At 45.3% G+C, this 26,968-nt stretch carries 18 protein-coding genes and 1 tRNA gene; 4 read left to right on the top strand and 15 right to left on the bottom strand.

Annotated elements, in window-relative coordinates; all coding sequences use genetic code 11:
- Window positions 1–22: 22 nt before the first annotated feature.
- Window positions 23–1,534, bottom strand: a complete 1,512-nt coding sequence (locus OQY15_RS02310; protein WP_265787214.1) for a RagB/SusD family nutrient uptake outer membrane protein — start codon at window positions 1,532–1,534, stop codon at window positions 23–25.
- Between the two features lie 17 nt (window positions 1,535–1,551).
- Window positions 1,552–4,596 (bottom strand): SusC/RagA family TonB-linked outer membrane protein, encoded by a 3,045-nt coding sequence (locus OQY15_RS02315; RefSeq protein ID WP_265787216.1) that lies wholly within the window; start codon window positions 4,594–4,596, stop codon window positions 1,552–1,554.
- Window positions 4,597–4,825: 229 nt separating this feature from the next.
- On the opposite strand from OQY15_RS02315, the gene OQY15_RS02320 reads away from it, so the two are divergent.
- Window positions 4,826–5,740 carry a carbohydrate kinase gene (locus tag OQY15_RS02320; RefSeq protein ID WP_265787218.1) on the top strand — a complete coding sequence of 305 codons (915 nt, stop codon included), beginning with the start codon at window positions 4,826–4,828 and terminating at the stop codon, window positions 5,738–5,740.
- A gap of 72 nt (window positions 5,741–5,812) precedes the next feature.
- Window positions 5,813–6,589 (top strand): DUF1080 domain-containing protein, encoded by a 777-nt coding sequence (locus OQY15_RS02325; protein WP_265787220.1) that lies wholly within the window; start codon window positions 5,813–5,815, stop codon window positions 6,587–6,589.
- Window positions 6,590–6,831: 242 nt separating this feature from the next.
- On the opposite strand, the gene OQY15_RS02330 is transcribed toward OQY15_RS02325, so the two are convergent.
- From OQY15_RS02330 to OQY15_RS02345, 4 genes are all read right to left on the bottom strand, one after another.
- Entirely contained in the window at window positions 6,832–9,135 is a 2,304-nt protein-coding gene (locus tag OQY15_RS02330; RefSeq protein ID WP_265787222.1) for a family 20 glycosylhydrolase, read from the bottom strand.
- Window positions 9,136–9,162: 27 nt separating this feature from the next.
- Window positions 9,163–11,064: a family 20 glycosylhydrolase gene (locus tag OQY15_RS02335; protein ID WP_265787224.1), complete on the bottom strand. Its 1,902-nt coding sequence runs from the start codon at window positions 11,062–11,064 to the stop codon at window positions 9,163–9,165.
- Window positions 11,065–11,248: 184 nt separating this feature from the next.
- Window positions 11,249–11,473, bottom strand: coding sequence for a CDGSH iron-sulfur domain-containing protein (locus tag OQY15_RS02340; RefSeq protein ID WP_265787226.1), 225 nt, complete (start codon window positions 11,471–11,473; stop codon window positions 11,249–11,251).
- A 205-nt stretch (window positions 11,474–11,678) separates the two neighbouring features.
- The gene (locus tag OQY15_RS02345; protein ID WP_265787228.1) at window positions 11,679–11,864 is read right to left on the bottom strand and encodes a hypothetical protein; all 186 of its coding nucleotides are present in this window, start codon (window positions 11,862–11,864) and stop codon (window positions 11,679–11,681) included.
- 154 nt (window positions 11,865–12,018) lie between these two features.
- Here OQY15_RS02345 and OQY15_RS02350 point away from each other — a divergent pair, with 154 nt between their 5' ends.
- Window positions 12,019–12,153, top strand: coding sequence for an alanyl-tRNA synthetase (locus OQY15_RS02350; protein ID WP_265787230.1), 135 nt, complete (start codon window positions 12,019–12,021; stop codon window positions 12,151–12,153).
- A gap of 48 nt (window positions 12,154–12,201) precedes the next feature.
- Here the strand turns inward: OQY15_RS02350 and OQY15_RS02355 are convergent, their stop codons facing one another.
- From OQY15_RS02355 to OQY15_RS02370, 4 genes are all read right to left on the bottom strand, one after another.
- On the bottom strand, window positions 12,202–12,828 hold the full coding sequence (locus OQY15_RS02355) for an HAD-IA family hydrolase (protein ID WP_265787232.1): 627 nt from the start codon (window positions 12,826–12,828) through the stop codon (window positions 12,202–12,204).
- 142 nt (window positions 12,829–12,970) lie between these two features.
- Complete coding sequence (locus tag OQY15_RS02360) at window positions 12,971–13,624, bottom strand: DUF4142 domain-containing protein (RefSeq protein WP_265787234.1); 654 nt, start codon at window positions 13,622–13,624, stop codon at window positions 12,971–12,973.
- A gap of 31 nt (window positions 13,625–13,655) precedes the next feature.
- A complete protein-coding gene (locus OQY15_RS02365) occupies window positions 13,656–14,183 on the bottom strand; it encodes a sigma-70 family RNA polymerase sigma factor (protein WP_265787236.1) in 528 nt (175 codons plus the stop codon).
- A gap of 579 nt (window positions 14,184–14,762) precedes the next feature.
- Window positions 14,763–14,833: transfer RNA gene (locus tag OQY15_RS02370), tRNA-Cys, on the bottom strand.
- Window positions 14,834–15,014: 181 nt separating this feature from the next.
- On the opposite strand from OQY15_RS02370, the gene OQY15_RS02375 reads away from it, so the two are divergent.
- A complete protein-coding gene (locus tag OQY15_RS02375) occupies window positions 15,015–18,398 on the top strand; it encodes a DEAD/DEAH box helicase (protein WP_265787238.1) in 3,384 nt (1,127 codons plus the stop codon).
- On the opposite strand, the gene OQY15_RS02380 is transcribed toward OQY15_RS02375, so the two are convergent.
- Genes OQY15_RS02380 through OQY15_RS02400 form a run of 5 tightly spaced genes read right to left on the bottom strand, consistent with a single transcriptional unit; the run spans window position 18,381 to window position 26,968 of the window.
- On the bottom strand, window positions 18,381–19,067 hold the full coding sequence (locus OQY15_RS02380) for a hypothetical protein (protein ID WP_265787240.1): 687 nt from the start codon (window positions 19,065–19,067) through the stop codon (window positions 18,381–18,383). The two genes, OQY15_RS02375 and OQY15_RS02380, sit on opposite strands and share 18 nt — an antisense overlap.
- A gap of 16 nt (window positions 19,068–19,083) precedes the next feature.
- Window positions 19,084–20,709 carry a hypothetical protein gene (locus OQY15_RS02385; protein WP_265787242.1) on the bottom strand — a complete coding sequence of 542 codons (1,626 nt, stop codon included), beginning with the start codon at window positions 20,707–20,709 and terminating at the stop codon, window positions 19,084–19,086.
- A 26-nt stretch (window positions 20,710–20,735) separates the two neighbouring features.
- Complete coding sequence (locus OQY15_RS02390) at window positions 20,736–21,530, bottom strand: FHA domain-containing protein (RefSeq protein ID WP_265787244.1); 795 nt, start codon at window positions 21,528–21,530, stop codon at window positions 20,736–20,738.
- Between the two features lie 15 nt (window positions 21,531–21,545).
- Window positions 21,546–25,499 (bottom strand): FtsW/RodA/SpoVE family cell cycle protein, encoded by a 3,954-nt coding sequence (locus OQY15_RS02395; protein WP_265787246.1) that lies wholly within the window; start codon window positions 25,497–25,499, stop codon window positions 21,546–21,548.
- Complete coding sequence (locus tag OQY15_RS02400) at window positions 25,499–26,968, bottom strand: PP2C family serine/threonine-protein phosphatase (RefSeq protein ID WP_265787248.1); 1,470 nt, start codon at window positions 26,966–26,968, stop codon at window positions 25,499–25,501. Before OQY15_RS02400 ends, OQY15_RS02395 begins: the two co-directional genes overlap by 1 nt.

A 26,968-nucleotide genomic window follows, 5' to 3' on the forward strand; every position in this document is an offset into this window, starting at 1 on the left:
TCGTATATCTTCTACCCTAAATTTAATATCCCGGATTCTGTGTGAGATTCGTATTACCCAACTGATTATCAGGAATAGGAAACACCAGATATTTAGGATCATCAACAGGCTTTTCCTGCCATGGAGTAAGGAACTTGCCAAAACGGATCAGATCTGAGCGCCTGATACCTTCCCATACAAACTCTCGTCCTCTTTCGTCGAGCAGGTTATCCAAAGTCAGGTTCGTAAACGGAGTAGCACTTCGGGCTACACGTAAGGTATTTACGATTGGTAATGCCGCTCCGGCCATGCCGGTTCTCAGCTGTGCCTCTGCCTTCATGAGCAGAACATCTGAGTAGCGGTAATACACCCAGTCGTTCTCTGCCAGGTTCGTCGCGGTATTGGCGAAATCAACAGGATATTTAACTACCCGTATACCGGCAACTTCAAGATGGTTTGGATCACGCTCAATGATACTGACTTCCGGAGTGAAGATCAGATTATTACCACGGCGGTCCTTCAGCAGTGCACCATTCTGGTCAACCTGCTGCCCCACTAAAAACCCTACTTTTAAACCCGATACATTGGTTACGCCAGGATAAGCCCCACCGAGACGTTTATCGCTTGCTTCATATTTGTTATAAAAGTCAGATAGCGTGGCAAAGCCATTGATACCGCTGGGATTTTGATTATAGTGCAAACCCGTATTCCAGATATCCCGCACACCACCAGCATCCGAGCCGCCAATGTTTTGTGCGGTAAAGATATTCTCTTTGGACAGCAGGTTATTCGTGGGAACAAAATTGTCATAATAAGGGCTCAGGGCATATTTACCTGAATTGATGATCTGATCTGCAAGTGTGATCACCTGTCCCATGTCCGTTGCATCAAAAGTTGGCGCCGTACGGTTAGTGAAGGCACCTTTGTTCAGGTAAATCTTCATCAGCAGTATCCTTGCCGCATCTTTTGTAGCACTATAATTGGGACCATCCGGCAGATCCGGCAAAATTGCTGTGAGTTCTGCAATCAGATAAGCAATTTCTTCCGGAGCCTGACGCACCCGTGAAGGCTGTGTAACATCCTCACCCGCTTCGCGATAGGGCACCTGGCCCCAGCCATCCAGTATCGAAAATTGTGCAAAGGCACGCAGGAATCTTGCCTGTGCTGACTGTGTTGGCGTCGGGTTAAACTGCAGAACGTTGGTAGCCACATAACTTACACTGTTCAGGTCTCTGAATACGTCAGATATCCTGGTATGGTCTGCGGCCCAGCGATGTAAGTGCAGCGCCCTCCAGGCACCGTTATCATCCCAGTCGCCCCCTCTTGTAGGCACAATAGCCTCATCGGAAGGAAATTCCTGCAGAGACCACCATCCCCAGGGGCCCTGATATGGGTTACGCATTGCGGTGTAACTTGCATTCAGCAGACCGGCAACATTGCCTGAAGAAACACCCTGGTTGCCAATTTGTCCGTTTAAACTTTCGTCAAGCTTGGTACATCCCGATAGAGAAAGTCCAAGGGCCACGAAAGCTGTGATATATATATTTTTTTTCATTGCAGTCAGGTATTAGGTTATAGAGAAAAGTTTACGCCAAAGTTGAAGGTACGTGCAGTTGGATAAGGTACATATTCGATACCTGCTGATGGAACACCACCTACGCTTTTATCCACGTTCACCTCCGGATCAAATCCATTATACTTAGTGATTACAAACAAGTTCTGGCCGTTCACAAAGATATTCAGTGCCTTAATCGATTTACCAATGTTACCTATATTATAACCCAGTGTTGCATTCGCAAGCTTCACGTAATTACCATTTTCAATATACCGCGATGAAGCAGCAATTGGATTAGCCAGAGATTCCTGGATCGCATTTCCAACCAGGCCGGAATAAATGTTACGTGTACCCAGGTTTGGAAGCGGCAGTACCGAATTCAGCGTATTGTTGTAAATCTTCTGACCAAATGAACCGTTGAAGCTGGCATTGAAAGATATCTTTTTATATCTCAGGTCAGCATTGAAGCCCATCACTACTTTCGGGTTCGGATTACCCAGGTAGTAGTAGGTGAATCCATCATCTCTGAATTGAGAAAATCCCTGTGCATCCAGTCCCTGGTATTCACGTGTCACCATTCCGAACAGTGGGAGTCCGCTTTGAATCACTTCCAGCGTTACACCACTTAAACCTTGTCCGCTTAAGGAACCCGTTTTGATGATACCATCAATATTTTTTGCTTCATTCTTGATAAAGGTCACGTTACCGCCAAGGTTAACAGCAAAGTCTTCCCTGTTGATCACGCTGGTATTCAGGGTAAGCTCTACCCCTCTGTTTGAGATCTCTCCCGGAAGGTTTACCCATGTAGCTGTTACACCTGGATTTGCCGGAGCGAAAGGTATCTGCGGAAATAAGAGTCCTGTAGTGGTTTTGTCAAAGAAGTCTACCGAACCTGTCAGCACCCCTTTGAACAAGCCGAAGTCAACTCCGACGTTCGTTTGTTTGTCCGACTGCCACTTCAATCTCCGGTTTTCGTTATTCACCCCCACCAAAGTCTGTTGTCCATTGGAATAGGTATAATTATACCGTTGCTGTGCAGATCCTGAAGGAAATTCCTGGTTACCTGTGCGTCCGTATCCTGCCCTCAGTTTCAGTTGATCTATCCATTCAACACCTTTCATGAAATCCTCATTTTTGATATTCCATGCTGCAGCAAATGATGGAAAATAACCGTAGCGGTTATCGGATCCGAATTTAGTTGATCCATCAGCCCTCACTGTAGCAGTTAGCAGATATTTGTTATCGTAATTGAAGATCGCCCTTGCGAAATAGGATTGTAACTGTGTTTTTGGGTCATTGTAAGAATACAAACCCCTGTTGGCGGGTGCAGTCACCTGCATTACATCAGTATAATCTACCGGAATATCACCAAAGCCCTTTCCGGTGCTCACCAGGCCTTTGTTGATATAGTTGGTATATTCATAACCCACAATAGCATTGAGGTTTAACTTACTAACGATTTCCTTATTGAAATTCAATGTATTCGTAAATTGCTGCGTGATCAGCTCGCTGTTGGCGCGACTGGCAAAACCACCGAGGAAATCCCCGTCAGCCTGTACACCCTGCAGGTTGAGGAAGCTACGTACCGATTGTCTTCTGATACCAGTGCTGTAGTTGATACTGGCCAGCATCCTGTACTCCAGCCAAGGCGTAATTTTATAATAAGGTGAAACACTTCCCAGAATCGTAGATACCTTCGACTTATCACTGGAAGCCTGGGCCATCGCAATCGGGTTGATGATTGTAGAGCCTTTTTCAACAAATACAGATCCGTCAGCATTATACAGCGAGCGTGTAGGGTTCCAGTTCAGCGCCTGACTGATCAGACTTCCTGTAAAGCCTGCATCCGTAGTGATCGGCGCGATACTTTCCGTATACTGGTTGCTGATCATGCTCACATCGAGTCCCAGTTTTTTGCTTTCCAGGAATTTGAAATTCCCGTTGAAGGCGCCACTATATTTTTTAAAGTCGGTACCGATGATAATACCCTGCTGGTTCTGGTACCCAAAAGAAGCGCGGAAGGTATTGCCATTGCTGCCACCACTGATACCAATGTTATAGTTCTGGTTATAGCCAGTGCGTGTAATCGCTTTCATCGCGTCTACATTGCCACCATAATCTCCGGACGTTAAACCGTACTGATTTAAAGCTGCACGGTATTCATCACCATTGAGGACATCGATTGTACGGGCCATGTTGCTGATACCTGCTGATGCATTCACATCGATTTTTGTTTCTCCGGCCTGACCTCTTTTTGTAGTGATCAGCACCACCCCATAAGCAGCCCTGGAACCATAGATCGCTGTAGCTGAAGCGTCTTTCAGAATCTCCATGCTGGCAATATCTGAGGGATTGATAAAGTTGAGCGGGTTACCTCCGGTAGCCGTACCCAGGCCACTACCACCCACTGCTCCACCAGCCGTAGGACTAGGTCTCGCAGACCTTCCGTCCAGTGCCACACCATCCACGATATACAGCGGCTGACCCGTGCCTGTCATCGCTGTATTTCCGCGGATACGCACGGTGGTAGATCCACCCGGCTGACCACTGTTGTTGATCATCTGCACACCAGCAACTTTACCCTGGATCAGCTGATCAGGAGCTGTTAGCGGACCTTTATTAAAATCTTTGGCTGCCAGCGTAGCCGCGGCACCTGTAGCATCACTCTTTTTCACTGATCCGTAGCCCACAACGGTGACCACCTCCAGCTCAGTACCCGCTGTCAGCACAACATTGATTGTGGTTTTACCGTTAATATCCACTGTTTGGGATTGCAGTCCTACATAACTCACAACCAGTTGTTTTGCGGTTGCCGGCACTGTGATACTGAACTTTCCGTCCACATCTGTCATTGCTTTGGCCGAGCCACCCGCCACAGCGATGGTCGCTCCGGGCAGAGGATTTTTTTCGTTGTCAGACACTACCCCGCGCAAAATCGTTTGAGCATAGGATGAAAAATTAAGGGACAAGGAGAGGAAGCAAAAAAGGAAGATTTTTTGCCATAGAAAATACTGCGGTCTGCCATCAGAGGCACCGCACTTTTGTCGTACAAACGCATTCATAAGTAAATTTGGTTAGGTTAAAAAATTAATCGGATTCTTTCTGTTTCTTGGGATCGGGTTTTTAAAAATGGGAAGGATGGCATGACGTGAAAGGCATCTGGTCGGGCGACCTTGCGATTAAAGCATTTCTTCATACAGTTATCTGGTTAATAGTAATAGCTAAATATACACAACTATTTCATATAACGCATTCTAATTTATAAATAATATTTCCCTATTTTGGATTAATATGACGAGCAAACCAAATACCCCAAAAATTGTATGCTTTGGCGAAATCCTCTGGGACAACCTCCCTGCAGGACGAACCGCTGGCGGTGCCCCTATGAACGTGGCCTATCACCTTAACCGCACAGGCGCAGAAAGCCAGCTCATCAGCCGCGTGGGTGATGATAAAGCAGGTACGGAACTGATTGAATTCTCCCGGCACAAAGGCCTGCCCACAAAACTATTACAAATTGACCCTGACTATCCCACCGGAGAAGTCGTGGCAAAAGTGACCGGCAACCATGAAGTGGTTTACGACATCCTGCCCGATGCCGCCTGGGATTTTATTGCCTCCAGCCCCGAAATCCTGGCCCTTGCCGCTCAGGCAGATGCCTTTGTCTTTGGCAGCCTCGCAGCACGCAACCTCAAATCCCGTGAGACGCTTCTGGAAATACTGGATACAGCAAAATTCAAAGTGCTGGACATCAACCTGCGGGCACCACATTATTCAAAAGAGACCTCAGCGCTGCTCTTATCCAAAGCAGACATGCTAAAGTTGAACAATGATGAACTTGCGATTTTCAGCGAATGGTTCTGTGATGGCAGCAGTAATGAAAAGAAGACCATCAGCCACCTGCAGCAAAAATTTCAGCTCAAAGATATTATTGTCACAAAAGGAGGCGACGGCGCCAGCTATTACGATGGCGAGAGCTCCTATTCCGGCAAGGCCTACCCGGTTACGGTGGCTGATACGATAGGTGCTGGTGATTCTTTCCTCGCTGCCTTCCTCTACAAAAAACTTACAAAAGCCCCAATCAGCGAAACGCTGGACTATGCATTGGCTACCGGAGCTTTTATCGCCAGTCAGCCAGGAGGTTGTCCCGATTACACTTTGGCGGACCTTAACCATTTTATCAGCCAGCATCAGCAAAATCGATAAATGAAGGTAGTTAATTACATTAATAGTCTTATCTTTCATCCTGAAACCCTTTATAAACTAATTTTTTTGAACATGCATCTACACAAAACAATCATTGCCTCAGCCTGCCTGGCAGCATTTGCCTTCAGTACGGCAAAAGCACAGGCCAAACACGAGGATACAGAATTCTACACTCCGGTACCTAAGAAGGTTACTGCAGCAAAAACCAATACTGAAGCCCCATCCGATGCTATTGTGCTTTTCGATGGCAAAAACCTGAACAAATGGGTAATGACAGACGACAGGTCACAAGCTGCAAAATGGACCGTAGCCAATGGCGTATTTACTGTCGACAAAAAAACCGGAAACATTGAAACCAAGCAGTCCTTCGGCAATTACCAGTTGCACCTGGAATGGCGCGTTCCTCAGAATATCACGGGAACTGGACAGGCCAGAGGAAACAGTGGTTTGTTCCTCGCATCGATGGGTAAAGGCGACCTGGGATATGAACTGCAGATCCTGGATAACTTTGATAACAAAACCTACACGAACGGTATGGCAGGAAGTATCTATAAGCAAACTACTCCTCTCGTTAATCCTTCCAGGAAACCTGGTGAATGGCAAACTTACGATGTGATCTGGACGGCTCCAACTTTTAAAGCTGACAGTTCTGTGAATACTCCTGCAAGAGTAACGATCTTCTTCAACGGTGTCCTGGTACAAAATAACTTTGAGCTCAAAGGCCCGACACAATACGTAGGTCCTGCTGCATATCGCCAGGCACACGGCCCTCTCCCTATCAAACTGCAGTCTCATGGTGATAAGAGTGAACCAGTGAGCTTCCGCAATATCTGGATCCGCGAACTTTAAGAAGTTTCCGGCTCCGAACTCAAAAAAAGAGTTAAGCCTCATCCCGACCTAGCGTTCTTTTGCGCAGCAAATTAATGCAGTCGGGATGAGGCTTAACTCTTTTTTGTGTGTAAACTAAGATCTTGTAATGCTGAAGATCTTGTAATCCTAAAGATCTTCTAAGGAGCAAGTTAAAGTAAACGTAAAGATCACCTGTGGAGCAAGTTAAAGTAATCCTAAAGTTAAGGATAGTCTGAAGATAACTAATGTTTCCACCAGGATGAAGGAACCTCTACCGGCTCCGAACCGTTAAAACTGTACTTAAGCTTGAGGGTATACCCCCCACCGCCTTCAATAAAATCCAGTGCAACCGGCTGCAAACCTTTCCTCAGCGCTACCTGTCCGCTCTTCTCAAAAGGACCATGCGGACCATCATTATCAATCACTTCTCTGCCCGCAATTTTAAGGATCCCCCCATCATCACAATTCAGATAAAAGCTATATATCCCATCAGCAGGAATATCCAGATACCCCTGGTATTTCAGACAGAATGCTGGTGCATTGGCTTCAGCGGGCACCACAATGTTTTTCACCGTAAATACCGCCTTCGGTTCGCCGCTAATGGATTTTGCATTTTTAAACTCCCCCGGAAAGTAATTACAGCTTAACCCGGGCTTAGAGACAAAAGTATTTACCGGAGCCGCAAGATCCTGCTGTGTATACTGCAGGTCGTAGATATCACTCCTTCTACCCCCAGTCGTAAATGCTGCAAGCCTGACAGCCATATTTTTATTGATCTTCAATGGTCCGTCCAGTGCTGCAGAACTCAGTTCCGGCAGTGTACCATCAGTAGTGTAGCGGAATTTCATATCAGACAAAGGCTTTACCGGATTCAAAACAGTTTCGTCAATAAACACATTTCGTTCCACCAAACCAGAAATATCCGGCAGGCGATAACTCACTCCCAGCGCATCCAGGCGCGGGAACTGCAGTTTCAGACGCTGCATATAGTTTTCATAACGGTCTTTGTTGCTCCACAATACTTCTGCCAGCGCCGTCATCCTTGGGAAGATCATATAATCTGCGCGGTTTTCAGAGGGAATTCTTTCCGACCAGGTATTTGCCTGTGCACCGATAATCCCCTTTGCTTCTGCCGCAGTCAGTTTAGCCGGAACAGGGTTAAAGTGATAAACTTCATATAGTGAATTACGATCCGGCTCATTATCAAAATACAAAGGGTTTCCTGGTGACATCACCACCTGATTACCATTCTTTGCCGCTTTCACCGGAGCGTAAGGCACCCAGGAGCGCCAGTACATCACTACCGCAGTAGAGCTGATCCCATCCTCCAATATCTCGTCCCAGCCGATCAGTTTTCTCCCCTTGGAATTGAAGAACTTCTCCATCCTGTTGATGAAATAACTCTGCAGTTCAGCAGTAGTTTTAATGTTGTTTTTCGCCATCAGCTCCTTACAGCTCTCCGCCTGCTCCCAGGAACTGCGGTCCACTTCATCACCGCCGATATGGATATATTTGCCCGGGAAGATCTCCATGATCTCTGTAAACACATTCTCTGCGAACTCGAAGGTTGTTTCCTTACAGGGACAAATAGGCGTTGTAAACAGCTTGCCCCATTTGTTCTCCCCGTTTGCCGTCAGAAAAGGATAGCTGTTGATCGCTGCCATCATATGCCCCGGCATATCAATTTCAGGAATGATATCAATATGTTTTGATAATGCATAAGCCACGATACCCTTCATCTGCTCCTGTGTATAAAACCCTCCGTACAGCGTTTTACCCCTTTTTTGGACAATATGTTTCGGATCAATCACAAAATCAGGATTGTTCTTTGATTTTACCATTACCGCAGAATCCTGGTTGTTAAAAGTTCGCCATGCCCCTTCTTCAGTCAGCTTAGGATATTTTTTGATCTCGATCCTCCAGCCCTGGTCGTCCGTGAGGTGGAGATGCAATTTATTGAATTTATACAGCGCTAAAAGATCAATAAACTTCTTCACATACGCTACAGAAAAAAAGTGTCTGGAAACATCCAGGTGCATCCCACGCCATGCATATGCAGGCTGATCAGCGATTGTCACCGCCGGCACTGATACCGACTTCAAACCCTTCGCACTGCGTTCCTCAGCCGGAAGCAGCTGCCTTAAAGTCTCTATTGCTCTGAAAGCACCTGCAGGTTCCTTCGCTGATAGTACAATCCCGCCGGCAGTTACCGCAAGGCGGTATCCTTCCGGAGCAGTAATTGAGCCATCGTATTTCAGCAGTATCGATTTCCCGGCAGTGGCCGACTTCAACTGCTTCAGTGGTGTTTTCAGGTATTGTTTAATCAGCAGGTTCAACTGTGCAGCTTCATTGTCAAAACGGCGGTCCGCGGACACAATTGCCGTACTGGAGGAAATGGTAAAACTACCTTTACCCTCGGTCAGCGATGAAGGATAAGGAATTAATGCGAACTTAGGATCTGCTTCCTGAGCAAGGGCAAACTGAGTAAAACTACCCGCCAGTATCAGGGCAAGGCAAAGCGTTTTACGGTAATAATAAAACTTCATTTGTAAGATTGATTTAAATGTCTGCAATTAATATACGTGGCGTGCAGCTTCGCTCCTTTTGATCAGCTCTTCCTTTTTAATATTGATCTGTTTGCCGATAGGTTTGCCATTACGATAAGTAACCGCGTTAATCTGTGAAGCTCCCATAGGGAAATTAAGCACCTTTCCATCATACTTCGGCGCATGCAAATCAGGATTCGTGTTATCAAAGGTGTAATAGATTTCCAGCCCGGGCACCTCAGTCGCCATCGTTAAGGATACGTCATTACGACCTTGCTTAGTTGGTTTAAATACCACATTATAGCAACTTTTCGAGTAATTGATATCCGCGGCATCCAGACGCGTAAACTCATTTTCCAGACGACTCATAAAATCCGGCCAGTTCTTTTTCGACTTCGGACTCCAGTATACCTCAGACAATGCGATCGAGCGCGGCCAGATCATATATTCCATATGCCTGTAGGTAGGCACAGATTCAGTCCATAGATTTCCCTGTCCCCCAAGGATTAGTTTTTCATCAATCCCCTCCGGCACAGGTTCATAATTATAACTGTCACTCAGGCGGCACAATCCGTAGGTATCAGGCTCTGCCAGAGGATCCCCCTGATAAAGATCAAGATACACATAATCCCAGGGCGTCATCACGACAGGGTGGTTCATCTTTGCAGCTTCTATACCACCGTTCATCCCCCTCCAGCTCATCACTGTAGCTTCAGGCGCCAGTCCCCCCTGTAAGATCTCATCCCAGCCAATCAGTTTTTTACCTTTCGACTGCAAGATCTTTTCCAGCCTCTTGATAAAATAACTTTGCAGCTCTTCTACATCTTTGAGCCCCTCTTTCGCCATTAGTTTCTGGCAGTCAGGATTTTTCTCCCAGTAACCCTTATATGCTTCATCACCACCCACATGAATATATGGCGATGGAAAAAGCTTAGCTACCTCCGTAAAAACCTTATCCAGTTTTTTGTAAACCTCTTCATTTGAGGGATCGAGAGCATTGTCATCCTGCGGGTCCGTTCTCCAACCTGAGTTTACACTGTACTGCTTGCGTGTACTGCTCAGCGAAGGGTAAGTAGTGATCATCGCCAGGCTGTGTCCCGGAACATCAATTTCCGGAAGAATCGTTACGTATCTGTCCTGCGCATACTTTACCACCTCTTTGATATCTTCCTGCGTGTAAAAGCCACCATAAGTAGATTCTTCATTCGCCAGGGCAGGCAGGAAAGTTCCCCACCGACCCGTTCTCTTCACACTGTAGGCACCTTTTTTTGTTAACTCAGGTAGGCTTTTGATTTCGATCCTCCAACCCTGGTCGTCCGTCAGGTGCCAGTGAAAAGTATTGTATTTATACTTCACCATCTCATCAATAAAAGCTTTTACTTCTTCTTTAGTAAAGAAATGGCGACTCACATCCAGCATTAAACCCCTCCATCCAAATCGCGGGTAGTCTGTCACCTCTAAAGCCGGGATAGTCCATACCAGCCCCGCTTTCTGCTGTTTAGCTTCGATGTCTGAAGGCAGCAGCTGGATGATCGTCTGCAACCCATAAAATGCACCTGCAGCAGTATTTGCAGTTAAGGTGATTTGCTGTGGGCTCACCTTTAAGCGATACCCCTCTTTTCCTATTTCTGTATCCACTTCAGTATTCAGCAGAATGCTGATTCTCTTCGTGCCACTTGATTTGCTGATATCAATGCCTGTAGCACGCTGAACTTTGCCGGAAAACCATTTCAGGCTTTGCTGCAGTTCCTTATTTTTAGATTTCAGCTCAAGGGTAACAGATTTATCCAGCGTAAATTCTCCGCTTTGTTCTGTAACCGATACTGGTTCCGGAATTAAATGTACCCTGCGTGGTTCTGCAGCTTTTAGCTGCTGCAAGCTGGCTGTAAAAATGAAAATCAGAAGGAAATAATGAGAAAATCTACGCATATCTTTTGGTTATTCGGTTTAGGTTAACCGAAATAAGCCAAAAGTTCTTGCAAAACCTATTCTTTTTAAATTTTTTAATAAGTTTTGCCTATCACCTTCACATGCGGGAAGAAAAGAGGTATTCTTTTTTGCGTAAGCAAAAAAAAGCCGTTTCGTGCTAAAGGAAACGGCTTAAAATTTTAATTTAAACTTTCTTTGGAGGAAGGTCAAAGGCAACAGCTTCGTGCTCAAAATGACCTTTGTGTGCACCATCGCAGAAAGGCTTATTCTGCGACATACCGCAACGGCAGATACTCAATACCGTTCTGCCCTGTAAGCCATACGCGTTACCATCTTTGTCAACGATTTCAAAATCGCCCTCTATCTTCACTGATCCGTTATTATTAATGGTTAGTTTTGTTGTAGACATCTATATTTTTGTTTCCTGCAAAGCTAAAACAAAGCTGCAAATCCCGGGAATCTGATTCCAATTTAGAAACATTCCTCTAAGAGAGCCATATCACCCGGCAAGACATCCTAAAATCAGGCGCAAAAAAAAGGAGCATCCTTGGAAACTCCTTTTTCGTTCTTACATCCATTATGGTGTAGAGAAGACGCTAACAGATCATTCGGCTTTAAAGAATCATCAACCTTGGATTGATTTTCTTCTGCAACGACGAAGGCAATACTCGCTTCAAATTGTCGTTATTTTTGAACGATGATGAAGTAGAATTGTACTGATTTTGCATCTGATCTCCGATAAATAAGGTCTCTTGCAGAAATTTGTCGCTTGCACTCTGAATTTTTATCTGATCTTTCATTGTAATGATGTTTTTTATAGAATTAAAACAAGTGCTGTGCCATAAAGTTTGCTGTTCTGAAAAAATAAATTACTAAATCGTTTTCTTATTAAAAAAGAATCATTATTTTTTTTCGGCAGGCCTATATCAAGTTTTTGTTTATTTTTACAACGTTATGAATACAGAACATAAGGATTCAAAAAAGGACATTTTCATCAAGTGGATCAAAAGGATCGGCTTCTGGGGATTCATGTTCTTTTTAGTAAAAGGCCTGATCTGGCTGGCCCTGGGCTACTGGGTATTCAAATAAAAAAAAGGCGCCTGGACGCAGGCACCTTCTCTCCTTTATACTTTCGTTTTAAGCTTTGGCAGCTTCCACCGATATACTTTCCAGAATCGCTTTCGTTTCTTCGAAACTCGTATGGTGATAAGCATGCATTCCCATACGTTTTGCCGTTTCTACCTGGAAAATCCTGTCATCAAAATAGTAACACTGCTGAGGTCTTGCCTGGGCAATTCCAAGTGCAAGCGTAAAGATATTTGGATCTGGCTTCCGCATCTTCACGTCACATGAAGAGACAAAAGCATCAAAACATTCGTGCAGTTTGAATTTTTTTACGCGGTAAGTATTCAGTTCTTTACCCTCATTGTTAATGGAAATGATCCTGAAACCATTTTTTTTCTTCCATTCCTTGAGCCATTTGAGTAATCCCGGCAATTCTACAGATCTCGAGAACACAAATTCCTTGAAATCTTCTCTGGTAAACTCTCTCGGATGATTAAAAATTACGGTATCCAGATATTCGTCTAATGTGATATTTCCAATCTCAAAAACGTTAAAAATATAATTATGGAGCGTATTCAACTCATCATAGTCAAGATTAAACTTTTTTGCCGCCAGTTTACGGGAGTCGTTGCCCCATCCATTGGTTAAGAGTACACCACCAATGTCAAAAAAAATGATCTTAGGTTCCGGATATTCCATAGTAATTTTATCTATAGGTTATTTTATAATCGTAAACTTAGCCAATTGTCCCGAAAATAAATGTATAAGTTTGTCATTATTGTATACAAAAAAAGGAGAGACATCATATTGTCTCTCCTTTTCTTGTACATAAGAATAACTACTAGTTTTTATGTTTTTTATCTACGTTAGGTAAGTCGTCGCCCCTGCTGTCAGGCTTTTTCACCCTGATTACAGAATCGATTCCTATTGCCATCTCGTTATGATGTTGCAAAACCGGAAGTGTCCTCTCCGCGAAGGCGCGGAGCTTTTCATTTTTGAAGTTGACAGCCCCGTTAAAAAGATCAATGGTTTTCGCATGATCCTTTACTGCCAGATCCATATAAGTCTGGTCATATTCATTCGCCTGCAGCTGACGCAGCGCCGCCAGGTTACTTTGCTCAGACGAGGGCAAGGCTTCCGGCAGCTGTATGCCCAGCCCACGTGCTAATTCTTTCAATTCTTTATTCAAAGAATTATGTTCCGTCACCATCATTTTAGCAAAATCCACCACCTTCTGACTCTTACTTTTCTGAGTGGTCAGACTTCCGGCCTCTACTTCCATAAGGCTACCAGTTGCCACCTGCTGTATAAAGCCAGTTTCTGAAGGCTGTAAGCGCGAAGAATCATTTTTCGCCTGATCCTTAGAAACTGTTGTAATTGCAGTATCGCCGGATAAAGTACTGGTACCGTCTTTATTTTCTGAACCAGAGGAACTGCATGCTGCCATAAAAAGCGCAATACTGCCCAGTAGATATAAATTTTTAGTTTTAGTCATAAATGTTTTTGCTAATAGCGGATTGGAAAGATTAGGCTACTTTTGGTAAGAAAGTATGATAGTGCATTTTCAGACTTTTTTTGAGCAGTTGTCTCGCAACATGTATCCTGGTTTTTACTGTTCCGATTGGAATATCCAATTGTTCTGCTATTTCGTAATATTTGAAACCTTCAAAATACTTTAAAAAAGGAATATAATACTCAGGCTGTAACTTTGCCAGTGCTTTATAGATATCCTCCATCACAAACTTACCTTCACTATCATTGACGCTTGCGCTGTGATGCAGTTTATCTGATGTGATTTCATCAGTAACAGTCATGATCGAATTTGTTTTGGTAGCTCTGCGATAATTATTGATGAAAGTATTCTTCATAATTGTGTACAGCCAAGCTTTAAAATTGGTCCCCTCTTTAAAATGAGTAGAGTAATTGATTGCCTTTAACATCGTGTCCTGAACCAGGTCATTTGCATCTTCAATATCTCTTGTGAAAGATATTGCAAATGATTGCAGGGAGTCTTTATAACTGTAAAGCTGGTAGTTGAAGTCGTTTGTGCTCATAGTTTTGTTTTTCAAGTTAGATACCTGAAAGTTTACAAAGCACATACCAAAACTGCCAAATTGTTGAATATTATCACCAAAAATGTCAACAAAAGCAATATGCCAAATTTTATTACACATATATGTGCTGTGTTATTATTCGGAAATGTTAGGCAGTCTTAAATAACGGACACTCACCGACAAAATAGTACGTCAAACGTCTAAATTATACCATGAACATAACCGTGCCATGATCATTGGAGGGAAATAGATTTTTTGGTTAGAAAAGGGACCTTTAAAAATACCTGAAGGGGATATTCATCCCCTCCAGTATATCAAACACACCAATTTGAGAGCAAAATCTTTAACAAGTACCGGTAAGATAACTTATCTGATTCTAGCTTGCTTGCAAACGTAGGCAAGTAAACAGTTTAATCAAATTAAATTACGTCAACTCAGCAATTCCCGGGGTAAACGCAGAGTTGCTCCAGCATTTGCTGCAAAAAAAAAATACCCCAGACTATCCAATCTGGGGTATGAACAAAACAAAACTTAGATCTAACCAAAAATCTAATGCTTTTCTGTCAAAGCTGACAGTTGACGTCATGGACGGAATCGAACCGCCGTTAAAGGTTTTGCAGACCCATACCTAACCACTCGGCCACATGACTATTTTAAAGAATTAAAAGAATGCTTAATCAATAATGCTGTTTACAGCAAAGCAACAATCTTTAAATTCCCGACTGACAGCAAATATAATAATGTCTACTTAAATAGTAGTATTTATTTTCAAATAATATTTAATTCTGATTTTAAGCATTCCGGGGAAAGGCTTATCTTAGATGCCAAGCTATGCCGAAAAAGCCAATTTTTCCTGAATCTCCAAACCGCAATCCTGATACTTTTATCTGGAACAATTTCAAAATCAACGATTTGAATGCTGTAGAAATACTCAGGCATAGTGCAGGGCCCGTAGACACCAAAGTTCAGGGTTTTCTTGATCTCCAACCGGAAAATATTTTTGTCGACTTTGCATCTTTTACTGATCCCGGCAGTCAGATTCTTTTTCCGCAGGTATCTGTCAGGCAACACCAGGATACCATCATGCTCTCCTGCAGATGTGCATCCGGCAAACAATTGCTCTGCGAACACCAGGTACGGGTATTATTCAACCTGATGCAAAGACAGGAAATCCGTATATTTTTTGATGAAAAATTACGCATGGAAAAAATCAGGGCATTTGCAACAGCATACGGACTGGAAAATGAGAAGAAACCGGAGAATTTCTTTGGTCTGGAATACAAGCAAAAAAAATATGAGATCATTTGCCTGGTTAAGGATCTCCTCCCCATAAGTCCTGATAGCAATACCCAACTCAGGGAAATGCTGCTCCCGGACAACACCGCGCCCTGGCTCAGCAAGGGTGATGAAAGTAAAAAAAAAATACTCGTACTCAAACAACACAGATATTACAACCATTTCCAGGCAGAGCTGCTCGAATGTACAGTAACTAACAACGGGAAGTTAAAAAACCCGCTGCAGCAGCTCAACACAATGGATTTCCTCTGGCGTACGGAAAGTATGGAAGAACTGAAATTCTATACCGCCCTTACCAGGTTTCAGCAAAATTATGAGTCAGAGAAAGCAGAAATCGAAATTGAGAGCCTGAAAGCACTGGTCAACAACCCCCTACAGCTGGATTGCTACTACCATGATGCAAAAATCTCCCCTAACCTGACCGTCAGCTCGGTACTGCCTGTTAAAGTCAGGAATAACAGGATAGAGATCAACCTGTATGTTTCACTGGAAAAGAACTTCTACACTGTCAGAGCTGAAGTTGTACTTGAAGGTAAAGCTTATGACCTGGCCCTGCTCAATATCAAGTTTAAGTATTTCATCCTTTACGATGGAACAATGCACCTGATTGACCATGCCGATTTTCTTAAAGTGATCGATTTCTTCAGACAGCACAATAATCACCTCGTGATCCATGAATCCAGGTTCAGTGTTTTCCAGGACGATATCATTTCAAAACTTGAAAACCGCATCAACGTCAGCTATTCCTACCTGAAACCTGCGACACCGGAACAGTTGGAAGAGAGTGACTTTGATCATTCAATAGAGAAAATCATCTACCTGTCAGACTCCGAAAACTATGTGCTGATCACCCCGGTGATGAAATATGGCAAAGTAGAAATCCCTGTATTGTCGCGTAAACAGATCTACGCTACCGATCAGTCGGGCAATGTTTTTTCCGTAGCTAGGGATAAAGAGGATGAACTCCGATTTATCACCATGCTGAGCCGTCAGCATCCCCATTTTTCTGAGCAGCTTGACGGAGAAGCACTGTATCTCCATAAAAATCGCTTCCTTGATGAAGGCTGGTTTTTATCCGTGTTTGAGGAATGGCAGGACCAGCAGATTACCGTGCTCGGTTTCAACCAGCTCAAAGGAAACAACATCAATCCCAACCCGGTAAAGATTACCATCGAAGTCAGAAGTGGCCTCAACTGGTTTGACAGTACCTTCGAAGTAAAGTTTGGTACGCAGAAAGTCTCACTGAAACACCTGCACAAGTCCATCCGCAATAAAAACAAATTTATTCAGCTGGGAGATGGAACAATGGGCATCCTCCCTCAGGAATGGATAGATAAGTTTACCGCTTATTTTACTGCTGCAGAAATTGTGGATGATACCCTGCGCACACCTAAAGTGAATTTCTCGGGCATTGCAGAGCTGTACGACAAAGAGGTTCTCTCGGCTGAGGTAAGAATGGAACTGGCAACTTATAAAGCCAGGATTAAGAATTTCAGGCAGGTCGGGCAATTGGAGGTTCCAGCGGAGCTGAATGCAGAACTCCGTGATTACCAGAAGGAAGGTCTGAACTGGCTCAACTTCCTGGACGAATTTGGTTTCGGGGGATGTCTTGCAGATGACATGGGACTTGGAAAGACCATACAGATCATTGCGTTTATTCTCTCGCAGCGCCGGAAAAACCATCAGAATACCAATCTCGTGGTTGTGCCCACTACCCTGATCTTTAACTGGCAGTCGGAGATTGCAAGGTTTGCACCCGACCTGAAAGTATATACCATCTATGGTGCCGACAGGATTAAAGATATTTCTCTCTTTGATGATTACGAAGTTATACTTACCTCCTACGGAACCTTGTTATACGATATTGGCTGGCTCAAAAAGTATCATTTTAATTATGTATTCCTGGACGAGTCACAGACCATAAAAAACCCGGATTCCCTGCGTTACAATGCCGTGCGCCTGTTGCAGTCGCGCAATAAAATCACCATGACAGGTACACCTGTTGAAAATAACACCTTCGACCTTTACGGGCAGCTTTCCTTTGCCTGTCCGGGTCTGCTCGGCAGCAAACAATTTTTCAGGGATCATTATTCCAAACCCATTGATATCTTTAAAGATAACAGCCGGGCCATAGCACTAAAGAAAAAGGTCAGTCCTTTTGTCCTTCGCAGAACGAAGAAGGAAGTTGCCGCAGAGCTGCCGGAGAAGACGGAGATGGTCATCTACTGCGAGATGGGTACCGAACAGAAGAACGCGTATGATGCCTGCAAAAACGAGTACATCCGTTTTCTGATGGGCGAAAAGGAAGAGGATTTGCCAAAACATACCCTGCATATGCTCAAAGGACTTACTCAGCTGAGGCAAATCTGTAACTCTCCTGCCCTGCTGGGCGACAATCTGCTGCATGGGCTTTCATCTTCCAAGATCGATACCCTGATGGAAGAAATAGAGAGCCACTCTCCTCAACATAAGATACTGGTTTTCTCACAGTTTGTATCCATGCTGGACCTCATCCGAAAGGAACTGCAGAACAGGGAAATTCCTTTTGAATACCTGACAGGGCAAACCAAAAACCGCGAAGGCAAGGTAGAGAACTTCCGCAACAATGCAGATGTACGTGTTTTTCTGATCAGCCTCAAAGCGGGAGGTACAGGACTGAATCTTACCGAGGCTGATTATGTGTACCTCGTAGATCCATGGTGGAATCCTGCTGTGGAGAATCAGGCCATAGACCGCAGTTACCGGATAGGACAGAAAAAGAATGTCGTCGCCGTACGGCTGATCTGTCCGGATACGATCGAAGAGAAAATCATGAAACTTCAGGAAACGAAAAAAGAGCTGGTCAGCGACCTCATACAAACGGATGGTTCCATGCTGAAATCACTGACCAAAAAGGAGCTTTTAAACTTGTTCAGTTGATCCAAATTTATAACTGATCGACTGCCCTTCAATCTCAATCGCCATCTGATGCGCTTTGCCATGATGATCTGTATACCTTTTATCTTTGATAAATTCTGGTAATTCCTTTTTGCTGATCTGTTCGAAATAACTCTGAAAATCCTTGTTCAGTCCCTCCTCTGTTTTTGGGGCATTTACCAGCGTTTGTTCAGGAAGTGCATCGGAACGCATGTTTTCCAGTGCAAGCATCACGATGTCAAAGTACCAGGAGTTTGTGAGTTTCATTGCTTCTATCGCAAATCCATCGGCAAAGCCGAGCAGGTTGTGCCTGAAACTTGTGCCTTCATCCATAAAGAAGCGCAATCCTGTGGATTTTGTCCACTCTGCCCGCTCCCCCTGGTCGCCATTCGCACTTTGCCCATAAAAAGCAATCAGGTATTCCAGAGAACCGGTTTTAATCTCTTCCTCATGGTTGATATTTTCGTCCAGTATCTGCTGCGACACACTTTGCATCAGCTGATCGAAATAGGCAGAGCTATGAGTAAAGCTCATTCCTGAAATTGTTACTCCGGGTAAGCCGCCGCATCCTCTTCTTGCCAGGATACCATTTTTATAAATTTTGATGTCCAGGGCTTCTTCTGTGCCCGACTTCACTGTGATCAATACGTATTCTACTTCCGACTTATCCATTCATTCTGCTGCCCTGTTAATTTTTCTCTACAAAAACGGGCGTTTCTGTAAGTGTTATTTCTAATATCCCTTTTGGGGTGGCCACGACTTTCGAAGACATCTTCTCAGCTCCGGGCACAAGTGTGTAAACCGTAGCGGAAGTGGCACCAGCCAGGTCCAGCTTATAGGCGGCCTTCCTGTCCTTCTCGTCGGGTACAAACATCACAAATATTTTCCGGTCATTCAAACCATAAACATCAACAACCGGGTCGGTGCTTAAATTTTCCTTAAACTGGAAATTACCCATCAGCTTTTTTGTCTGTGTGAAATAGTCCGTAACCGGGCGTTTTTTATGTCCTTCTGCCAGTCCGGAGCTGCTGTACTGCGTTTCACTCTTCTCATCCACATCGTCCAGCATATAAAAATAACTGCGGCTCAGCCCGTGTCTCACATACAAAAAGGCGGAACGCAGAATCCAGTCGGCCTGCGTAATGGCTACCGGTTTTTTGCCTATCGCAATAGCCCTTTGCGGACTCTTCTGATTCAGATCGTACCCGGATTCGGTATTCCAGACTTCCATGCCATTGGCGTATTTCTTTGCCATAGCCACAAACTCGTCCGCTAACCTCGCCGCCTGTGAAAGTTCCGGTGCTTTTCCCACTTCAGCATCCCCGCTGGAGAGTGCATCATTGTTATAGGCGTGATAATTGATCACATCAAAACAGAGGTTTACTGTACCATCAGCGTTCATACCTCTGTTTTTTTTACACCATTCAATCATTTTGATCACATATTTGGGATCAGGATTGGAAAGCCCTCCCATGACAACCTTCATCGTTGGATCTGCGGTTTTAACACCCACGTTTTTCCCGAGTTTACCCATATGTCCATCGTAAAAGGCAGACATGTTTGCGGCATATTCCTCCGCGCTTTGCAGTGCCTGCGGCCCCTTCCAGGTCTTATCGCGTTCGTTGTCACACTCGATATAGTTGATATAGCCGAGGCCAATTCTCACAAAATTAGGTGGATCATCTGCCCAGCGTGGTGTAGCATTCACTTTCACCAGCGATGCCGGTACTGATTTGTTACGGCCATATCTCGCTGCAAACTGGAAAGCCAGCTTTGCCTGTTTGATGTATGAAGCGGGATTACTTTTGTTCAAACCATAGGGAGCCGGTACATTCTCCCCGTCCCTTTTGTCTTCAGGATAGCTTTCCAGCAACCATTCGGGTACAGTTTTTATATCGGCAAGCAGATCAATCCCTTCAGCATGACACCATTTATAGATCATGTCATAATTCCAATCTCCGGAATGCGCAGGGTTGAAGGTATACTTTCCTTCTTCCGATTCGAGTTTCGACCAGTCGAGATAATGCCTGATTACACCAAATGATCGCAAAACCTGCTTTCGCGGACCCGATAACACAGAGTGATCGTCATCAGAAAAATCCCATTCAAACGCATTTACACCGAGGTGATTGCGGAAAAGGCTCGGATTTGCGGGAAAAATCCGTTTTGGTACAGGCTTGCCCTGAACAGTTTTTGCCTGTGTGTTCTTTCCCTGCACATAAGTCGTTTCTTCTTTGGCCGAAGAACGCTGTGCATTTGTACAGGAGGAAGTCAGCAGGCATATTGATATGATGGGTAATAACAAAGGTTTCATTATCGAAATGTTGGATGGTAAGATAATCAATTAATATCTAAAGTAAACTGCAGTATGGCCGCATCACCCAAAATGATCTGGTCGTCATCCTTCAATGGATAACCAACCTGCGTAGAATTCAACTTATACACCGATTCGTCCTGCCCGTTTCTGATCTTCGTTTTATTGCCCGGAGGCACACCACCTTCATCTGCGAACAGCCTGAATGAGGCTGAGGAACTATCCCATTCGATATGTGCATGCTGCCTGCTGATATACTTGTTGCTTTCAAAAGCAGGGTCTTCAGGAAAGGCAATATGGTTGATCCGAAATGAGCCGTCATTTGCCTGAATCTGAACCTCACGACCAATGTTCAACCTTTTTGTTTCTGCAGCTTTCAGCGGATAAACATCCCTTTCGGCCTTGCCTTTCAAGACTGTCAATGATGCATTGTAAGCATGGGGTATCAGGGAAGCAGCAGCTTCCGGAGCTGCAGACATGATTAGTTTCAGTGCAGCTTTAAGTTCATTTGTACGCAGTGTCCCTGCTGGTAGCTCCTGCTCAAAATTCAGGGTCAGTTGCCAGCTCAGCGGCAGGTCTAAAGCAAAGTTATCAGCGATACGCTGCACATCCTCACGTAATCTCTCCAGGTCACCATTGTATAAGGCGGCCTCGTACAGAAATCTTTCATCCTCATCAGGTGCCAGGTAAACAGAGATAGTCTGAAGAGAGCTACCCTCCCCGCCATCCAGTTGCTGCAATTCTTCCTTGATAAATTGCAGAACAGCCTCCCTTATTCCTTTGGCATCCAGCTTGCCGCTCTTCTTGAAAAAATCAAACATATCTTTTAAGTTTTATCAATTAATACTTTTAACATATCCTTTTTGAACCAGCAATGGAATGACCACCTCTGCGGCCAGGCGTACTGCTTCTGAAGAACCCTTTGTGGCCTCAATTCTGATACAGGTAACCGTGTAGCCAGCCCCCGCTTCCGGATTCGGCGCAAAAAACACATACCATCCATCGTTCACTTTTTTGCCTTTCAGCATTCTTTCCGGGGTTCCTGTTTTACCGGCTACGGCCAGGCCAAATACACCGGTTTTCCCCGCACTCTGTTCAATCATATACTGCTTCAGTAAAGCTGCATAGGCAGGATCTTTCGCCAGGGCAATTCCCTCCTGGCTGTTCACCGTTGAGTCGTTGAGCTTCAGAACATACCTGTTGGGCACCAGTTTCCCCTGATTGGCTATGGCCGAAGCCAGACGTGCCACTGCCGCCGGGGTCGCTATAAGTTCTCCCTGTCCCCAGGACATCCCCGATATACCCGTAGCCCGGTTTTTATAAATATTTTGCGGATTGTAGGCACTTTTGAATTCTGTTCTCCGCCACATGTCGAACCAGCGCTTCTCCTGCTCTGCATCCAAAGTTTTTCTACCGTAGTAGTAGCCCCCAACGCCATGGAGGAACATCCCCGTTTTCAGGTAAAGATCACCCATCGGCTCTGCCAGATGCTGCTGATTGGCAAGCTTGATAAAGTAAACATTGTTTGACTTCACAATGGCTCTTTCCATATCGATATTGCCTGTCTCATCGGGCTCCGGGCCTCCGCTACGGATTCTTTCATTGGCCTTTACCAGGTAGCTCTGCTGCGCCGCGGCCTTGCCCAGTTTATTAAAGGCCGCCATCGCCGTCAGCAATTTGGCTGTGGATCCCGGCTGGGTAGCCAGCGTAAAACCCAGATCTGAGGTGGTACTCCAGCCTGCGAGTTTATTCTGGTCTGTCCTGCTCATGGTCAGCTGTTCCCAGCTTTTTACCGGTGGCAATGGGTAAACTGCCGAAGCCATCACATCTCCCGTCGCCGAAGACATCACCACCACAGAAACCCTGTTTCGCTGCACTGCGGGATTTTTTGCCAGGGCCGATTGCAAATGGGACTGCAGATCAGCGTCCACACTGAGTTTCACATCCCTGTTGCGCTTTTTAAATGATGCGATTTTAGCGGTGTCCAGTCCCGAAATCAGGATGTGCGACAAAGCAGAGAAATCCCTTTTTACCACCGTCATTTCTTTTGGTCCCCGCGGCAAAAAGCGGTCTTCACGATAACGCGATGCGGTCAGATGGTAATTCCTGAGCGGCGTCCTGAAACCCCTGAGTTCCGCAGCGTGCTCATACTCCGCAAAATACCCATTGATACCTCCACTAAAGACACCTGTATTGGCATCGCCGGTCCAGAAAAACAATTGTTCTTCAAAGGGATAATACCGGGATACCCTCCTATGCCGTGCTGAGTCCAGGTCGTACGTTAATCCCCTGGCTTCACGCAGTTGCTGCTGCTGCTTTTTCACCAGCTTTGCATCACTTGTTGCCAGCAGTAAACCCGAGCGGTCGTAGATATTTCCCGCTTCCAGTTTTTTCATCAGTATTCCTATCCGTGGATTATAACTAAACATCCTGCTGCCAGTTCTGTCGGCCACCAACGCAGGTTTCACTACCCAGGGTTTGTTGTCAAAGCTGTATCTCGAAACATTGATCAGCAGCAGCATTACGCCCACACAGGATGCCAGCAGCGCCGGAACCAGGTTTTTATCCTGTTGTCTCGTGATATACCTCATCTGCCCTTCAGTTCCTTTTACCGATGAAGCCGAGAGCAGAAAACCTGCTGCAACAAAATTGATGACCAGCGAGGATCCTCCATAACTTTCGAAAGGAAGAGATACTCCCGACAAAGGTAGTGCTCCCACAGAACCTCCTGCGATCAGCAGAAACTGGACAAAAGTACAGACCCCGATACCGGCACAGCAATAAAACAGAAAAGGCGTGCCCGTCTGCCGCCCGATCACGATGGCTCGGTGCAGGTAAATCAGGAACAGTCCAAAGACACAGGCGATACCGATCCAGCCGAAGTCCTCCCCAATGGCAGGGAGAATCATATCCGTATGCGCCTCGGGAATAGTTTTCGCAAAACCTTTCCCCGGGCCCTGGCCAGTGAGGCCACCACTTGAGATGGCCCATAATCCGTTGGCAACCTGATCGCCCCCATATACCTCGTTGTCCCAGGCATCCTGCCAGATCGCTTTGCGGTCGCTCAGTCTTTCCACTGGTCCGGGTACAACTTTGTCGAGGTAAGGAATTTTATCTATCGTCAGGAACGCCGTCATCACCAGCAAAGCCATGATAGCAGATTCACTGACCGGTTTTTTTCTGATCAGATGATACAAGGCCAGTACAGCAAAAGTGATCAGGGCATCCAGCCAAACATTCTCCAGCAGCCAGGATACAAGAATGTACAAAATCACGAAAGCTGACATCTCCATAAAATCTCCGCGGGAGAAGGAAAACAGGATGATAAACGTAAAACAGATCACGATCGCCGGACCGAGATCACCGAGCATTAAGAAAAGCAACAGCGTAACCAATATCGCCAGTAAGGCAAACGAAAAAAATGACCAGCGTTTTTTCCAGCTGGAGTACGCGGCGATAAACTGCTCATTCATGGCGAAAAAGCCCGCCAGAAATAATACTACGGTATATTTCACCAGCTCACTGGGCTGTATTCCCAGCAAGTTTACTTTTACCCCGCTGCCTTCCGGCCCTGCCCCAAATAGTAGTGTCAGCAGCAGCAGGCCGATGGCCAGGATAATCCATGGCCAGCCATTGGCGGCATCACGCCGGTTGCCAAACACGAATAAGCGGTAAAATCCGGAGTCGGCATTAAACTTTCTCAGCTGAAAAGCAAGCAGAACAAAAACTGCCGCTATGCCCAGATAAAGATAAATGATAAAATCGGCCACCAGAAAGCGGTCGCGCACAGGGTCCTGTAAACTCAGCAATGTCAGAAAGGAAATACCCGTCATCAGCATCAGCAGTGGAAGAATCAGCTGGTCGGCCGCAGGAAAACGCACAGACAGCACCACATGCACCAGTACAAAACCAAACAGCAAAGCTCCTGCAATACACCAGAAATAGCGTGTGAATTCCGCAGGCGTACGCACAATCAATGCTCCCTCGTTTTTGAGGATATTGAAATCTCTTGAAGAGAGCAACCTGATCCTGTGACTTGCCTCAGTGAAATTCAGGGTCTTATGCCCACTTAATGCCTCCACGCCTTTCACCTGACCAAACTCGGCTCCAGGCTTCAGCGGGATCACCTCATAGGCTTCGCCCTCCGGCAGTCCCTTAAATTCATATTTCCCATCCTGATCCGTGCGCGCGTAAGCGGTAAATGGTCTGGCATCAATACTGTCAGCAGGAATAACGGTACTAAGCCTCAGTAGCACAGCTCCTACCAGGCCTTCTGTATTACTGATCTTACCGTCAATTACACCCTCGCCCATGGCCATATCCTTTACCGATGGGATCGCAGGCGGAGCCACAATTTCCTGCTCAAAACGTTTTTCGTCCTCTCCGGTAAAACCCAGCAGAGCCCTGGATACGGCTACCCGCTTCTTGAAGGAGGCACCACCAAACTGTGCTGCCCGATCGGCAGAGATATAGTATTTTTTCTTATTCAGATCCCCGATATTGCTAAACTTATCTTCCTGTTGCTTACTCGCAATTACCGACCGGACCATTTCAATGTCTGCCGGATCATCAAAGTAATAGCCTTTTGATAACATCGCTTTGATCGCATTTGCAGGATCTTCAGCGTTGAGGTTCACCACCGTTCCGTCGGCCAGGCCCTTATCCACATCCTTCATTCTGTCCTGCAATACCCCGCCCAGCTTGAAGAATCCAAATAGCAAAAGCATACCAACCAAAAGGATACTGATACGCTCCTGTATTCTGCCTGTGTTTTTCTTTTGATCCATCATTATTTCTTAGCCACTGAATCTGCCTGGAAAGCACGTTTAGAAACCCTTCCATTGACAAAAGAGTGGTCTGGGAATTCAAATAATACCTGCAGCGGGACTTTACAATTGTTAAACTTTACGTTTTTCAGATCCAGCACATTTTTATGTGAAACGATACCGGTCTCAAAATGATCAAATACCAGCTGGTCGATGACAATATATTTGCAGGAGGCGGATAAGATCAGCGCCGGACCTGCATAGGCAGAATCAGGTTGAAAGGTGATGTCTCCTTTAGTTTTGATCACAAGGGAGTCTTTATTGATGGTAAGTGCCCTGCTTAGCCGTATAGGAGTTTTAAATAAATCTGCTGAAAGTACCAGCGTATCCCCTTTGAGTTTCGCCAGTGTATCACTGAGCATCTTCTCCTGAGGATTTACGGCTATCGCCGGAACGGTAGTCAGGGTACCGGAGGATTTCAATTTTACCGGAGGGTTTGTAATAAATAACCAGGCTGTGCTGATCAGCAGTACCGCGCAGAGTACCGACAAAATCATGATCAGCGGTTTATTCGTTTGAGGTTCCACAGTCTTGGCCGGGCTTTTTGCCGGTTCAGTAAATCCGCTGAAATTCTCCGCAGCCGCTACAGGAATAACTGGTTCCGGAATCGTTTTTACGACAGGTTTTTCGGTGTTACTCTGCGAAAATAAATCTGCTGCTGGTCGTGAAACAGGGTGTGCTACCGGTGCTTTATCATTTTTAGCCAGCACCACAGTGATATTATCATTTCCTCCCGCAGCATTTGCTGCTGCAATGAGTTTTTCAGCCCTTACTTTGAGCGAACCCGTGCCAGCCAGCACTTTGCTGATGACCTCGCGGTTGATCATATCTGTAAGCCCATCGCTGCATACTAGAACCAGGTCTCCCGGCAAAAAGGGCGAAGAGCCCGTTTCAAAGTAATTTTCAGACATTTCTTCCTGATTGCTCAGGCCCAATGCCTGATTGATGACATTACGCTGGGGATGCTGCATTGCCGCCTCCTCTGTAATCCTTCCGGAATCTTCAAGAAATCCTACGGGCGACTGATCACTTGATAGTTTTATCAGCGTATTATCCCTGAACAGGTATAACCGCGTATCACCCACGTGAATGTAATGCAACTGGTTATTCAGCCGGTCGATCACCGCTACCGTAGCCACACAGGCCATTGCCGATAGCTTGCTGTCTTGCAGTTTCCTGGCAAAGATCTCCTCATTGGCGAGGTTGAAGGCTATTTCAAGTTGTGTAAGTATATCAGCACCGATCGCATTTAACTCGGACAGAACTACTTCTTTTGTTAATGCTGCAGCAAATTCTCCCCCTTCATAACCGCCAACACCATCAATCACGCCCGCAATCATAAACTGGCCGTTCATCACCTCAGCAGCAATGAAAACATCCTCATTATTATCCCGTATTTTACCGGTATCTGTAATGCCAAATAAATAGTTCAT

The organism is Pedobacter sp. MC2016-15 (assembly GCF_026239695.1).
Taxonomy (GTDB): domain Bacteria; phylum Bacteroidota; class Bacteroidia; order Sphingobacteriales; family Sphingobacteriaceae; genus Pedobacter.

Excerpts from the sequence above, each read along its gene's own strand:
- OQY15_RS02385 (WP_265787242.1), bottom strand. The coding sequence starts at position 20,709 with ATGAAACCTTTGTTATTACCCATCATATCAATATGCCTGCTGACTTCC.
- OQY15_RS02380 (WP_265787240.1), bottom strand. The coding sequence starts at position 19,067 with ATGGATAAGTCGGAAGTAGAATACGTATTGATCACAGTGAAGTCGGGC.
- OQY15_RS02400 (WP_265787248.1), bottom strand. The coding sequence starts at position 26,968 with ATGAACTATTTATTTGGCATTACAGATACCGGTAAAATACGGGATAAT.
- OQY15_RS02395 (WP_265787246.1), bottom strand. The coding sequence starts at position 25,499 with ATGATGGATCAAAAGAAAAACACAGGCAGAATACAGGAGCGTATCAGT.
- OQY15_RS02365 (WP_265787236.1), bottom strand. The coding sequence starts at position 14,183 with ATGAGCACAAACGACTTCAACTACCAGCTTTACAGTTATAAAGACTCC.
- OQY15_RS02345 (WP_265787228.1), bottom strand. The coding sequence starts at position 11,864 with ATGAAAGATCAGATAAAAATTCAGAGTGCAAGCGACAAATTTCTGCAA.
- OQY15_RS02355 (WP_265787232.1), bottom strand. The coding sequence starts at position 12,828 with ATGGAATATCCGGAACCTAAGATCATTTTTTTTGACATTGGTGGTGTA.
- OQY15_RS02330 (WP_265787222.1), bottom strand. The coding sequence starts at position 9,135 with ATGAAGTTTTATTATTACCGTAAAACGCTTTGCCTTGCCCTGATACTG.
- OQY15_RS02375 (WP_265787238.1), top strand. The coding sequence starts at position 15,015 with ATGCCGAAAAAGCCAATTTTTCCTGAATCTCCAAACCGCAATCCTGAT.
- OQY15_RS02335 (WP_265787224.1), bottom strand. The coding sequence starts at position 11,064 with ATGCGTAGATTTTCTCATTATTTCCTTCTGATTTTCATTTTTACAGCC.
- OQY15_RS02320 (WP_265787218.1), top strand. The coding sequence starts at position 4,826 with ATGACGAGCAAACCAAATACCCCAAAAATTGTATGCTTTGGCGAAATC.
- OQY15_RS02315 (WP_265787216.1), bottom strand. The coding sequence starts at position 4,596 with ATGAATGCGTTTGTACGACAAAAGTGCGGTGCCTCTGATGGCAGACCG.
- OQY15_RS02360 (WP_265787234.1), bottom strand. The coding sequence starts at position 13,624 with ATGACTAAAACTAAAAATTTATATCTACTGGGCAGTATTGCGCTTTTT.
- OQY15_RS02325 (WP_265787220.1), top strand. The coding sequence starts at position 5,813 with ATGCATCTACACAAAACAATCATTGCCTCAGCCTGCCTGGCAGCATTT.
- OQY15_RS02350 (WP_265787230.1), top strand. The coding sequence starts at position 12,019 with ATGAATACAGAACATAAGGATTCAAAAAAGGACATTTTCATCAAGTGG.
- OQY15_RS02340 (WP_265787226.1), bottom strand. The coding sequence starts at position 11,473 with ATGTCTACAACAAAACTAACCATTAATAATAACGGATCAGTGAAGATA.
- OQY15_RS02390 (WP_265787244.1), bottom strand. The coding sequence starts at position 21,530 with ATGTTTGATTTTTTCAAGAAGAGCGGCAAGCTGGATGCCAAAGGAATA.
- OQY15_RS02310 (WP_265787214.1), bottom strand. The coding sequence starts at position 1,534 with ATGAAAAAAAATATATATATCACAGCTTTCGTGGCCCTTGGACTTTCT.